This is a genomic window from Proteus columbae (assembly GCF_009914335.1).
Lineage (GTDB): Bacteria > Pseudomonadota > Gammaproteobacteria > Enterobacterales > Enterobacteriaceae > Proteus.
This window is the reverse complement of the sequence record NZ_CP043925.1, coordinates 828596-840593: the sequence shown is the minus strand read 5'-3', so window position 1 is coordinate 840593 and position 11998 is coordinate 828596. Positions and strand designations below refer to the sequence as shown.

Below are 11998 nucleotides of genomic sequence, written 5' to 3'. Positions count from 1 at the left end.
CTCTTTTTCTCATAATAATAAATACATTTACTCTCGGGGGATTTATGTCTCACACACTCGCTTTACCTGAAAAAAAGAGGCGGGATCCCATATTTTTATGGATCCTAATTGCATGGATGGCATTTGCGTTACTGCCATCATGGAGCCTTGACTACGGTCTTTTAGACTCAACAGCAGATGAATTGCTCACCTCTTATGGCTGGAGTAGCCTAAATATCAGTTGGCTTTGGTTTTTATTACCGAGTTTACTGCTATTTCGCCCATTAACTGCTCCTAAACGTGAAAATCGCTCTCGCCACTATTTTGATGCGGGTTTTGCCCTATTTTGTGCATTTATTACGATAGTCAGTGCAACCCTTGAAGGACGTGGCTTAGGTTATTCTGCGATCATCCTCTTTATTTCTCTGGGAATGATCATGAAAACCGCCTTAACACGCCTTGAATGGCTGGGCGGTGATAGCTTTGTTATCGGCTCTTTGATAACTGTTGTTGCATTGATTGGCGCCTTTATTATCTTCCCTAGTATCGCTATTTTTATTCCGATGTTTAAAGATAGCGCGGGCAATTTTGCACCTTTTGAGTTTATCGCGATTTTAAGCCAAGCCCATATAGTGCAAGTGATGCTTAACTCAATTGTGCTTTCTATTGCTGTGGGGATAGGTTGTACTTTCTTTGGTTTAATACTGGCCATTTATACGTCACGTATTGCAGTGCGCTCTGCCATTATCGGCCGTGTGTTTTCTATCTTACCTATTGTTACACCACCTTTTGTTGTCGGTTTAGGGGTGACGTTAATGATGGGACGTTCGGGTTATGTGACAGAGTTTCTTGCCACTTACGCAGGACTTGAAAATACCAACTGGTTATATGGCTTTACAGGGATTTGGTTGGCGCAAGTGCTCGCCTTTACTCCTATGTCATTTATGATTTTAGATGGCGCAATTAAAACCATTCATCCTTCATTAGAAGAAGCCTCTTACACCTTAAGAGCAAACCGTTATCAAACTTTCTTTAACGTCTTTATGCCGTTGCTTAAACCTGCGTTAGCCAATGCGTTTTTAATTGTAATTGTGCAATCTCTTGCTGACTTTAGTAATCCGTTAGTTTTAGGAGGCAACTTTGACGTTATCGCTACACAAATTTATTTCTATATCACAGGCTCTCAGCTTGATTATCAATCAGCCAGTACATTGGGTGCATCACTGTTAGTTTTCTCACTATTAGTGTTCTGTGTGCAGTATATGTGGATTGGTAAACGCTCTTACGTCACGGTATCAGGTAAATCTTATCGCGGTGATGTTCAACCTCTTCCATCGTCACTGATCGCATTTGTGACTACTGTTTTAGGTATTTGGGTTGTCTTTAATATCCTGCTCTATGGCAGTATTTTCTACGGTAGCTTTACCGTTAACTGGGGAGTTGATTACACCTTAACACTCGATAACTTTATCAAATTATTTGGTCAAGGAATGAGTGACGGTGCATGGCCTTCATTATTAGATACCTTGTTATATGCCGGTATCGCCGCGCCGATCACGGCAATCCTCGGACTATTAATTGCCTATATCGTGGTGCGCCAAGACTTCAAAGGTAAAAAAAGTATCGAGTTCACAACCATGCTTTGTTTTGCCGTACCAGGAACCGTCGCAGGTGTCTCTTATATTCTTGCGTTTAACGACTCGCCTTTCTATTTAACGGGAACGGCGGCAATTGTGATTATCTCTATGACAATGCGTAACGTGCCTGTGGGAATACGTGCAGGTATTGCGGGATTAGGACAAATTGATAAATCGCTTGATGAAGCTTCTCTAAGTTTAAGAGCGAACTCAATGAGAACCATTTTCTATGTGCTGTTACCGTTATTACGCCCTGCTATTTTATCTGCACTGATTTATAGCTTTGTGCGTGCGATAACGACAGTCAGTGCCATCGTTTTCCTTGTTACACCAGATACACGCGTTGCAACCGCTTATATTTTAAACCGCGTTGAAGATGGTGAATACGGCGTCGCAATTGCCTACGGCTCGATTTTAATCGTCGTGATGTTGGCAATTATTTTCTTATTTGACTATTTGATTGGCGAAGCCCGTGTTTCACGCTCTAAAGCCAAAAATGCACAGTAATACGGAGTATAAATCATGACACAACAACATTTCGTTGAACTGAAAAATGTAATTAAGCGTTTTGGCACTAACACGGTGATTGAAGATCTCAGTTTGTCTATTCCACAAGGCAAAATGGTTTCATTATTAGGGCCTTCAGGTTGCGGTAAAACAACAGTATTACGTTTAGTGGCAGGGTTAGAAAAACCAACAGAAGGCAAAATTTTTATCGATGGCGAAGATGTTACCGACCGTTCGATCCAGCAACGCGACATCTGTATGGTGTTTCAGTCTTATGCCCTTTTCCCTCATATGTCGTTGGGCGAAAATATTGGCTATGGCTTAAAAATGCTGGGGCGCCCTAAGGCTGAAATTAAACAACGTGTTTCTGAAGCCTTAGAGCTGGTGGATTTAGCAGGCTTTGAAGACCGTTTTGTTGACCAAATTTCAGGTGGTCAACAACAACGTGTTGCATTAGCTCGCGCCTTAATTTTGAAACCTAAAGTTCTACTTTTTGATGAACCATTGAGTAACCTTGATGCTAACTTACGTCGTAGTATGAGAGAGAAAATTCGTGAATTACAACAACAGTTTAATATCACGTCTCTTTATGTCACTCATGACCAAAGTGAAGCATTTGCCGTTTCTGATATGGTTTTAGTGATGAATAAAGGCAAGATAATGCAATTAGGTTCACCACAAAATCTTTATCGCCAACCCGCGTCTGAATTTATGGCAAGCTTTATGGGAGATGCAAACTTATTCCCAGCCACATTGGGCGCTGATTATGTTGATATCTTCCAATATCGCCTACCGAAACCAGATACATTTAATACGACTAAAACCGAAGTTAGAGTTGGAGTTAGACCAGAAGCGATTACCTTATCTCAACAAGGCGATGTCTGTCAGCAATGTAAAATAGTGCATGTGGCTTACATGGGACCACAATATGAAGTCACGGTAGAATGGCAAAATCAAACCTTGCTATTACAAGTCAATGCCACACAGCTTCAGCCGAATGTAGGTGACAGTTATTATCTACAAATTCACCCTTATGGCATGTTTATCCTAGAATAAGCGTCTTTATCTTATTTATCTTAAAGGCACCTTTGAGGTGCCTTTTTTCATCTCTTCTCCCTCTTTCATAGAAAATATTTTTATATATAAATTACAATAACTTATAAAAATTTTATCATTTTGAAAAAATCACCACTTGCTAATGATAATTATATTTACTTACAATATTTACAAAATGTTATGTTATAACATTATAAAATAAAGGAGGTAAGTAAAATGAAAAAGTCTGTTTTTAGTTATACAACGCTTTTTATTTCAATAAGTTATTCATTATTTGCAAACGCAAACACCACAACGAAATCAGAAGAAAAACGACCAAATGAGGTATTAAAGGTTTATTCAACACCTTTACAAACACCACAAGAAAAAATGGCAACACCCGTTGCTGTCATTACACAAGAAGAGTTACGCGCTAATCGTAGTTCATCTATTGCTGAAACATTGACATCTCTACCCGGTTTTCATGCCAGTTTTTTTGGTGGAGGCTCAGTGCATCCCGTTATTCGTGGGATGTCAGGCAACCGAGTAAAAGTATTGCACAGTGGTAGTGATCTTATGGATGTCTCGTCGATTGGTGCAGATCACGCAATCACGAGTGAACCTTTTTTAAGCCAGCGTATTGAAGTATTAAAAGGATCTTCAGCATTACTTTATGGAGGCGGCACAATAGGTGGCGCCATTAATGTTATTGATAGCAAAATTCCTATGTCAGTGCCTGAAAAAGGTTACGACGGCGAATTACATTATCAATATGATTCTGTTTCTAAAGGAAATACCGGTGCAGCAGGTTTGACATTAGGGCAAGATAATTTAGCTCTGCGTATTGAAGGCACGAAACGTTACCAAAGTAATTACAAACAACCCGAGCCATTACATCAAGGGGAAGCAAGCCGTTTAGCTGGCTCTTATCAAGATAACCAATCTGCAAATATCGGTGCATCATGGATCTTTGATGAGGGTTATATTGGGATTGGCTATGGTGAACAACATCGCCGATATGGATTACCTGGTCATACTCATTTTCATGAGGAGGAGCATCATCACGCCCCTACTCACCCACCTTTAGTTGGTCATCATCATCATGATCACAATCATGAATACCCTGATGAACAACATGAGCATGGCATTCCTTATATTATTATGGAGAGTAAACGATGGGATCTTCGTGGTGAAAAAAGTAACCCATTTGCCGGTATTGAATCGGTACGTTTCAGTGCGGCCAGAACCCATTATCATCATGATGAAAAAGAAGGTCACGAAGTTAGTACCCAATTTAAAAACAAAGGAGATGAATTAAGATTTTCTTTCACACATCAACCTATTTTAGGCTGGCATGGTGTTATTGGCGGGCAATTTAATCAACGTGATTTTAGTGCTTATGGAGAAGAGGCTTATGTACCGTCAACAAAAACAAAAAATCACTCACTCTTTTTATTAGAAGAATACCAATTCGGCGATTTTCGCTATGAATTAGGTTTTCGCCAAGAGTGGCAATCACTGTTAAATAGAGAAACTCAAAAAAACAATAAACAGAGTGCATCTTCGATTTCTGCTGGATTAGCGTGGAATTTTACACAAGATTATTTTTTAAATTTATCACTATCACACACGAAAAGATTACCTGTTGCAGAAGAGCTTTACGCGAATGGTGTTCATGCTGCAAGCCGAACTATTGAAAAAGGCGATCCTAATTTAACCGCAGAGACAGCAAATAATATTGATATTGGAGTCACTAAAGTAACAGGTGATATTCAATTCAATATTAGTACCTATTATAACCATATTGATAATTATATTTATGGCAAGTTTACTGGCGCTGAATTAAATAATGGATTTCGACCATTACAATACGTACAACATGATGCTCAATTCAAAGGTATAGAAGGTAATATTGATTATTACTATCACCAAGATAGCTTAATTGGTATTTCTGGTGATTATGTCAGAGCAAATTTACTGCATAATAAAGGAAATATTCCAAGGATCCCCGCTTATCGATTAAGCGTTTATATTAAACATAGTTTAACAGAAAATCTAAATGGGAAAATTCAGGTTGATCACTTTGGAAAACAGAATAAAACAGCCGAATACGAAACGCCAACAGCATCTTATAATACAGTTAGCTTAGGTAGTGAATATATTGGCTATTTAGATAATACCAATTATACCTTGTATGCCAAAGTTAATAATATCTTTGATGCAAAAGGAAAAGACAGTACCTCTTATATTAAAGATGAAATGTATTTACCAGGTCGTAATATCATATTAGGCACTACTCTTACATTCTAAGTATAAAAAATAATTATGAAAAAAAGTAAATTCTCTATTATTTTACTTATGCTTTTGTCGTCTCCTTTATATGGAAAAGAGAATAATGAAGATAAAAGCAAAGGAAAAGAAATACCAAACGATGTTATTACTGTTAAAGCAACATCAATAAAAAACAAAGAGACTTTCTCTTCATTGTTACTGAATAATCGGGAAGAGATAAAAGGAAAACAACTTGAACAAATAAAGTCCAATACCATTGGTAATACTGTTTCAAAAGTCGCAGGAGTACAAGCAGAAGGTTTTGGCCCTAATGCCGCAAGACCCGTTATTCGTAGCATGTCTGGAAATAGAGTGGGTATTTTAGTCAATAATCTTCCTATTAATGATGTTTCATTTATCAGCGGAAATATGCCTATTCCCATTGATATGAACAGAATTAATGAAATATCGATCAGTAAAAACTCTGAAGCACTACTTTATGGTGGTAGTAGCAGTGGTGGTGCAATTCATTTGTGGGATGATAGGATAATGACACAGTTGCCTGAAAAAGCGATTTCAGGCGCCGTGACATTTAATGGAAGTACCAATAACGGTAATGGTGGATCAGCAAATATTAAATTCAGTAATGAAGAAAACTGGGTTTTTAATATTTCGGGTGCCACTAAACGAGTTACTAGATATAAAATTCCAACACATTCTAAAGCAGCACCTTGCTATAGCTATCAACAACTAAAAAGTCACTTTGCGTTACGTGATCAATGCCAAGTTGATATGAAAGTGTTTACCAGCCGTAATCCTGAAGCTTACCCTTACATTAGTGAGTTTTGGAAAAAATACAAAGTTGAATATGAATTAAGCGAAGATGATAAATATACTTTTAAAGATAAAGATTATTTTTCAGGTATTGGTTATGTTGATAACGAAGCTAACTCACAATATAAACCTGGCAGTCCCACATCCATTGAACATGTAACACCGCCCAAGCATTATGTTGAAAATAACAACAAAGAAATTCCTAATAGCTTTTTAAAAAGTCAAAGTGGTAATGCATCACTCTCTTATATTGAAGATGATGGTTATTTAGGCCTATCTATTACTGATTTTCAAACATCTTATGGTGTACCAGGATATGCTTATCTCACGTCGAAAACGACACGAGAAATGTACAAACCTATTTCAGTTTCAAACCATAATCGACGAATAGATATACAAGGAAAACATTATCACTTAACGCCATTTTTCAGAGACAGCGCTTTTTATTACTCTTATTCTGAATCGAAAGATGAGGAGTTGGTCGGTCAAATTGCATCATCGGTATTTAACACTAAAAGCCATCAATTAGCGATAGAAACTGCGCATACTCCGCTATTTAATCGGCTTAACGGTGCTGTTGGAATTAACGGTAATTATCGTGATCTGAAAACATCTGGCTATGATGCTTATTTACCAAGTGTATTAACCAAAGAGTATGGAATATATTGGGTTGAATCTCTAAATTTATCTCCTTTTGAAATTACCGCGGGATACCGTAAAGGCTATACCCATCATCATCTAAATATTCCCGATAATTATAATAGCGGTCGAGGACAAGGTTCAAATCTGCAAAATCGTCATTTTGATACCAGTGCAAATACATTAGCCTTATCTTTTACACCAATTGATGAATGGACATTAAAGCTACAAAAAAATATTTCTTATCGCGCTCCTGAAATTAATGAACTTTATACACATGGTCCCCACTATGCTTATTTAATTGAAGAACAAGGAAACAGTAAATTTAATACAGAAAAAAGTAAGAGCATTGAATTATCGTCCATTATTGAGATCGGTAATTTTTCTAATAAACTCAATCTGTATAAAACTGACTATAGTGATTTTAAGTTTAGACGCTTAACGGGCGTAAGCCGTGGTGGCGTTACAGTAATGGAATGGGATGAAACTGATCTTGAAACAAAAGGATTAGAATACGAATTTAAATATTTATATGAAATGCCTCACGACCATAATCTTACATTCACACTATTTGGTGATTTTGTTGAAAACAGAAGTAAAAGAAAGCTCTTTATTGCAGGTAATTATTTGCCTAATCTTCCCAATGAAAAACATGGTATTAGCCTTAATTATCAGCATGAAGAGTTAACCGCATTTAGTACTGCGACTTACTATAAAAAACAAAAAGAAAGTGGTGGATTAATGTATGGTGGGGATATTACTTTTCCTTCTTACACATTAGTTGATGCAGGAATTGGCAAAAAATATCATCTTGATAAATTAGATGTTTCTGTTGATTTTATTATTAATAATCTCACCAATACAGAAGCAAGACCCGCTTCTTCTCAGTTGAAATATTTAGCCCCTTTGCCGGGTAGAAATTATGGAGTGAATATCAAAATTGATTTTTAGCCAATTTATCTTTAACCATGCGTAAAAGTAAGCGAGGCACCCAATGGGTGCCTCTTTTTTATAATAATACTACGACATTTACATCCTGGTGTGAATGTTTGAGGTAATGCTTGGTGTAGCATATTGCTACGTTTTTATTGTTTTAGAAAAATACTTGTACTACTCCCTTTATTTTTTGAGAGGCTATCAGAACAAAAGCTGATAGCCTCCGTTCTCTCTCTATTTTCCTTGAGCGAGATATTTTTGCATTTCATCTGCTGGAACCATACCACCACCAGTCGCCCAGACTAAATGCGTCGCATTTTGCATTTTTTGACTGTCCAGTGATAAACCTTGCAGATAATCTTTAGCTTGAGTGACATGTACAGCGCCCGCCATTCCAGCTAAAGCCGAAGGTTCTAACTTAATCCCTTCTTCTTTATTTAATAAACTGAGTAAGTCATAAAGCTCTTGGTCATCAATAGTGTAATAACCATCAATTAAGCGCTCCATTGCTCGACCAACAAAGCCAGATGCACGACCAACAGCAAGACCATCAGCTGCAGTTACGTTATCGATACCAATCTCTTGTACAGAGATGCCTTCATGTAACTGGGTATAAACACCCAATAACATACAAGGTGAATGCGTTGGCTCTGCAAATAAGCAGTGTACGGCATCCCCAAATGCCAGTTTTAGCCCAAAAGCAACACCACCAGGGCCACCACCGACACCACAAGGCAGGTAAACAAACAGAGGATGTTCACTATCAACACGAACACCTTGTTCTTCAAATTGGCGTTTTAAACGTAATCCCGCTACCGCATAACCCAAAAATAATGTTTTTGAGTTTTCATCATCGATAAAGAAACAGTTAGGATCTTTCTCTGCTTCTTTGCGACCCTCTTCTACTGCGATGCTGTAATCTTGTTCATATTCAACAACATTAACGCCATGAGAACGTAATTTATCTTTCTTCCACTGACGTGCATCAGCAGACATATGAACACTCACGCTAAAGCCTAATTTCGCACTCATGATCCCAATAGACATACCTAAGTTGCCTGTTGAGCCAACAGCAATGCTGTATTGGCTAAAGAACTCACGGAATTTATCAGAAAATAATTTTTCATAATTATCGTCTGTGCTCAACAATCCCGCGTTTATCGCTAATTTCTCAGCATGAGTCAGTACTTCATAAATCCCACCACGCGCTTTAATTGAGCCAGAAATAGGTAAATGACTGTCCTTTTTCAAACGCAATTGACCGCTAATGGACGTGTTATAACGCTTTTCAAGTGCGACTTTCATTTTAGGAATATCAACCACTTCTGATTCGATAATTCCTTGAGTGACAGCCGTTTCTGGAAATGCTTTTGCTAAATAAGGTGCAAAACGTTGTAATCTCGCTTGTGCGTCAATTACGTCATCTTGCGTTAAACCAACATATGGAAGTCCCTGGTCAGTGGTGGTCACTTTTGGGTTAAACCAAACCACTTCTTTTAAGTCCACTAAGTCACGAACTAGTGGAAAATTGCTTGTTAATTTATTTATATCTATATGGTTCATAGTCGTTCTCTTTTATATGACAAAAGAAAGCATAAATGTACCGCCTAGTGCGACAAAGGAGGCAATAAAGGTCGCGACACTGTAAAAACGAAAAGTTTCACTTAAAGTTGCATTACAATACTGTTTCACTAACCAAAACAGTGAGTCTGTGACGATGGTACAACCAATAGCACCTGAACCAATTGCTAATGTAATAATTTCAGGGCTAATGTCTGGGTATAAAGGCATTAGTGGTGCAACAATTGCAGTCGCGCCCATCATTGCAACAGTTGCAGAACCAACAGCAGCATGAAGAATAATGGCGACTAACCAAGCCAATAAAATAGGATGCATATCTAAGTTAGAAAGAATTAACGCTAAAGATTCACTTAAACCACTACCTTTTAAAATGCCATTAAAAGCACCACCCGCACCAATAATTAATAAGATGTTGGCAATAGAGCTAAAGCTATCTTCTGTTTTCTTCAATAACGTATTCATTCCCATATTACGGCGAATACCTAGAATATAATAAGCAACAAAGGCAGCAATAAACATCGCAGTAATTGGGTTACCAATAAACTGTAATGCAGTATAAAGCGATGTTCCCTTTGTCATATTTAATTCTGCTGCTGTTTTTATCAACATCAGAACAATAGGCAGTAATACAGTAAAGAGAGTGGCACCTAATGAAGGTAAATCTTTTTCTTCACGAATTTCCATATCAGAAAATTCTTCAGGTACTGTTTTAAATGGTAAGCGTTCACCTAATATTTTTAAGAATAAAGGACCACCCACTAAAGATGCCACTAAACCAACTGCAAGACCCGCAACAATAACGGTTCCCATATCTGCCCCTAATTCATTAGTCACGAATAATGCAGCAGGATGAGGAGGAACAATACAGTGAACAGCCATTAATGCTGTACATAATGGAATAGCTAATTTTAATAATGAAGTATTTGTTTTTTTCGCAATAGAGAAAGCAAGAGGGATCAGTAATACCACACCCACTTCAACAAAGAGTGTAATACCACAAATAAGACCAACCAATACCATAATAACGTCTGGAGATAACCAACGGCATTTTTGTAATGTAATACCGATGCGTTCTGCGGCACCTGATATTTCCATCATCTTACCAAGAATAGTTCCTAAACCGATAATTGCAGCTAAAAATCCTAACGTACCACCAATACCGTTTTCAATCGCATTTACCATTTCTAAAGGATTCATCTTCATTGCAGTACCCACAAAGAAGCTTGCCAATAGTAAAGCTAAAAACGGGTGAAACTTAAGTTTTATTATAGTAAAAACAATGAGCAAGATACTAATTATAAGAGTACCTAGCACCCATAACGTTGAATCCATATATCCATCCCAAATATTTTATTTATTGTTAATCATATTGAATATTAATCATTCGGTACTTACAAATGATGAAAATTTACACTAAGATGAACTCAATTAACTCAAATAAGTGACACAATGCACAAATAATCACATTATGATAAGTAGCAGCATGGTATTTCATCTTAACATTAGCTTGATTGTTAACCTACGTTACTATTAACAACAAAACGAGAATAAAAGAATGTTTGAATCTTCTAGCGTGATTTTAAGAAATAAACGATTATCTAGTTATCAATTAGCAAGACTTCACACTTTTGAAGCAACAGGTCGCCACCTTTCATTCGCTTTAGCAGCAGAAGAATTGTCCTTAACGCCAAGTGCCATTAGTCATCGTATTAATACGTTAGAAGAAGAATTAGGTATCAAGCTATTTGACCGCTTTCATCGCCGAATAGAGTTAACAGAAGAAGGCGAACGAATTTATTGGGCGCTTAAAAAAACGCTAGAAGATATTAACCAAGAAATTTTAGATATTCATAACCAAGAAGTCTCAGGCATTCTCACCGTTTATTCACGACCTTCTATTGCCCAATGTTGGCTAGTGCCTCTTATTTCAGATTTTACTGAACGTTATCCCTCTATTGAATTAAATCTACTCACAGGAAATGATGATATTAACTTTCGAGGTTATGGCATTGATCTGGCGATTTATTTTGATGATAAACAACTACAAAATCTTTATTGCGAAGATTTAATTTCAGAATCTATTATTCCCGTATGTAGCCCTGAATATGCTAAAAAACATGAGCTTATTGGCAATATTCATCATCTATCCAATTGCACCTTACTGCATGATAGGCAAGCTTGGAGTAATAACTCTGATTTCGACGAATGGCGAGCTTGGAGTGAATATATGGGGCTTTCACTTTTTCCTAATCGTAGCAATATCTGTTTTGACCGCTCTGATCTTGCTGTTATTGCTGCGGTTAACCACTCAGGAGTGGCGATGGGAAGAAAACGTTTAGTGCAAAAACAACTGGCTAATAAAGAATTAATTATTCCTTTTGATAATAGTGAGCTTTTTTGCGCTCAGCGTTATTACCTCGTCACTCGAAATGAAAAAAATAATGCTAAAGTACAGCTTTTCATTCAGTGGCTGAAAAAACAAATCAAGGAAAGAATGTAATTTTCTAAGGAAAATACGATGAAAGAGATGACCTTTTCAACACAACAGATAATCGCTATTGCAAAATATGCAGGTTTAA

7 protein-coding genes are annotated in these 11998 nt (G+C 37.2%); 5 read left to right on the top strand and 2 right to left on the bottom strand.

The genetic code is table 11. The annotated features are described in order from the left end of the window. Positions 1-44: 44 nt before the first annotated feature. From F1325_RS03880 to F1325_RS03865, 4 genes are all read left to right on the top strand, one after another. Entirely contained in the window at positions 45-2123 is a 2079-nt protein-coding gene (locus F1325_RS03880) for an ABC transporter permease (RefSeq protein WP_109371580.1), read from the top strand. A gap of 15 nt (positions 2124-2138) precedes the next feature. Further along, a complete protein-coding gene (gene fbpC, locus F1325_RS03875; RefSeq protein ID WP_109371582.1) occupies positions 2139-3179 on the top strand; it encodes a ferric ABC transporter ATP-binding protein in 1041 nt (346 codons plus the stop codon). 216 nt (positions 3180-3395) lie between these two features. Then, positions 3396-5468 carry a TonB-dependent receptor domain-containing protein gene (locus F1325_RS03870; RefSeq protein WP_160230021.1) on the top strand — a complete coding sequence of 691 codons (2073 nt, stop codon included), beginning with the start codon at positions 3396-3398 and terminating at the stop codon, positions 5466-5468. Between the two features lie 15 nt (positions 5469-5483). Then, positions 5484-7853, top strand: a complete 2370-nt coding sequence (locus F1325_RS03865) for a TonB-dependent receptor (RefSeq protein WP_109371586.1) — start codon at positions 5484-5486, stop codon at positions 7851-7853. A gap of 219 nt (positions 7854-8072) precedes the next feature. Here the strand turns inward: F1325_RS03865 and F1325_RS03860 are convergent, their stop codons facing one another. Together F1325_RS03860 and dsdX are read right to left on the bottom strand one after the other, a co-directional pair. Further along, positions 8073-9401 carry a D-serine ammonia-lyase gene (locus tag F1325_RS03860; RefSeq protein WP_109371588.1) on the bottom strand — a complete coding sequence of 443 codons (1329 nt, stop codon included), beginning with the start codon at positions 9399-9401 and terminating at the stop codon, positions 8073-8075. Positions 9402-9413: 12 nt separating this feature from the next. Further along, entirely contained in the window at positions 9414-10751 is a 1338-nt protein-coding gene (dsdX, locus tag F1325_RS03855) for a D-serine transporter DsdX (RefSeq protein WP_160230020.1), read from the bottom strand. A gap of 223 nt (positions 10752-10974) precedes the next feature. Between dsdX and dsdC the strand changes: the two genes are divergently transcribed. After that, the gene (gene dsdC, locus F1325_RS03850; protein ID WP_109371592.1) at positions 10975-11919 is read left to right on the top strand and encodes a DNA-binding transcriptional regulator DsdC; all 945 of its coding nucleotides are present in this window, start codon (positions 10975-10977) and stop codon (positions 11917-11919) included. The last annotated feature ends 79 nt before the right edge of the window (positions 11920-11998 follow it).

Bases quoted from the DNA above. Each gene is read 5' to 3' on its own strand.
- F1325_RS03865 (WP_109371586.1), top strand. From the start codon at position 5,484: ATGAAAAAAAGTAAATTCTCTATTATTTTACTTATGCTTTTGTCGTCT.
- dsdX (WP_160230020.1), bottom strand. From the start codon at position 10,751: ATGGATTCAACGTTATGGGTGCTAGGTACTCTTATAATTAGTATCTTG.
- F1325_RS03860 (WP_109371588.1), bottom strand. From the start codon at position 9,401: ATGAACCATATAGATATAAATAAATTAACAAGCAATTTTCCACTAGTT.
- F1325_RS03870 (WP_160230021.1), top strand. From the start codon at position 3,396: ATGAAAAAGTCTGTTTTTAGTTATACAACGCTTTTTATTTCAATAAGT.
- dsdC (WP_109371592.1), top strand. From the start codon at position 10,975: ATGTTTGAATCTTCTAGCGTGATTTTAAGAAATAAACGATTATCTAGT.
- fbpC (WP_109371582.1), top strand. From the start codon at position 2,139: ATGACACAACAACATTTCGTTGAACTGAAAAATGTAATTAAGCGTTTT.
- F1325_RS03880 (WP_109371580.1), top strand. From the start codon at position 45: ATGTCTCACACACTCGCTTTACCTGAAAAAAAGAGGCGGGATCCCATA.